Source organism: Massilia sp., assembly GCF_032106685.1.
Classification (GTDB): Bacteria; Pseudomonadota; Gammaproteobacteria; order Burkholderiales; family Burkholderiaceae_D; genus Telluria.
This window is the reverse complement of record NZ_DAMCPG010000105.1, coordinates 1-1,334: the sequence shown is the minus strand read 5'-3', so window position 1 is coordinate 1,334 and position 1,334 is coordinate 1. Positions and strand designations below refer to the sequence as shown.

At 53.8% G+C, this 1,334-nt stretch carries 2 rRNA genes; both read right to left on the bottom strand.

What is annotated here, in order from left to right:
- Positions 1 to 179 precede the first annotated feature (179 nt).
- Positions 180 to 295: ribosomal RNA gene (rrf, locus tag RT688_RS23770) — 5S ribosomal RNA — on the bottom strand.
- Between the two features lie 48 nt (positions 296 to 343).
- Positions 344 to 1,334, bottom strand: a 23S ribosomal RNA gene (locus RT688_RS23765); the annotation flags it as partial.

The window sequence follows — 1,334 nt, the reverse complement described above, 5'->3', positions numbered from 1 at the left end:
GTGCTGCAGCACTATTACGTCAAATCAAGTCTCGCCTTCTTGACACAACACCTTCTTTTTAATCTAGATGCTTGTCTTAAAACTGACTTGATGACGGATTGACGTTCACTTGTCAGTTTTTCTATTTCTTTCGGGGCTACACACAAAAAACCGACCTGCAATCTGCAGATCGGTCAAGTGCCTGGCAACGTCCTATCCTCACAGGGGGAAGCCCCCAACTACTTTCGGCGTTCAAGTGCTTAACTTCCGTGTTCGGCATGGGAACGGGTGTGACCACTTGGCTATCGTCACCAGACGATCGGGCTCGCGCCCTCAAAACTGAAGTCATCAACAATGCATCTGCTAGAACAAGGCCTCGACCGATTAGTATCACTCAGCTCCACATGTCGCCATGCTTCCACCCGTGACCTATCTACCTCATCGTCTCTGAGGGGTCTTTCTTGATTACTCAAAGGGAAATCTCATCTTGGAGGGGGCTTCATGCTTAGATGCTTTCAGCATTTATCCCGTCCGCACGTAGCTACCCAGCGATGCTCCTGGCGGAACAACTGGTACACCAGCGGTGCGTCCATCCCGGTCCTCTCGTACTAAGGACAGCTCTCCTCAAATTTCCTGCGCCCACGACGGATAGGGACCGAACTGTCTCACGACGTTCTGAACCCAGCTCGCGTACCGCTTTAATGGGCGAACAGCCCAACCCTTGGGACCTACTCCAGCCCCAGGATGCGATGAGCCGACATCGAGGTGCCAAACCTCCCCGTCGATGTGGACTCTTGGGGGAGATCAGCCTGTTATCCCCAGGGTAGCTTTTATCCGTTGAGCGATGGCCCTTCCATGCGGAACCACCGGATCACTAAGCCCGACTTTCGTCCCTGCTCGACTTGTAGGTCTCGCAGTCAAGCTCCCTTCTGCCTTTGCGCTCTACGAATGATTTCCAACCATTCTGAGGGAACCTTTGGGCGCCTCCGTTACTGTTTAGGAGGCGACCGCCCCAGTCAAACTACCCGCCTGACACGGTCCTCCAGCCGGATCACGGCTGCGAGTTAGAGACTCTATGCATGAAGGGCGGTATCCCAAGGGTGACTCCTCCGAAGCTGGCGCTCCGGGCTCGACGTCTCCCGCCTATCCTGTACATCATGCACAAAGCCTCAATATCAGGCTGTAGTAAAGCTCCATGGGGTCTTTCCGTCCTGTCGCGGGTAACCTGCATCTTCACAGGTACTATGATTTCACCGGGTCTCTCGTTGAGACAGTGCCCAAATCGTTACGCCTTTCGTGCGGGTCGGAACTTACCCGACAAGGAATTTCGCTACCTTAGGACCGTTATAGTTACG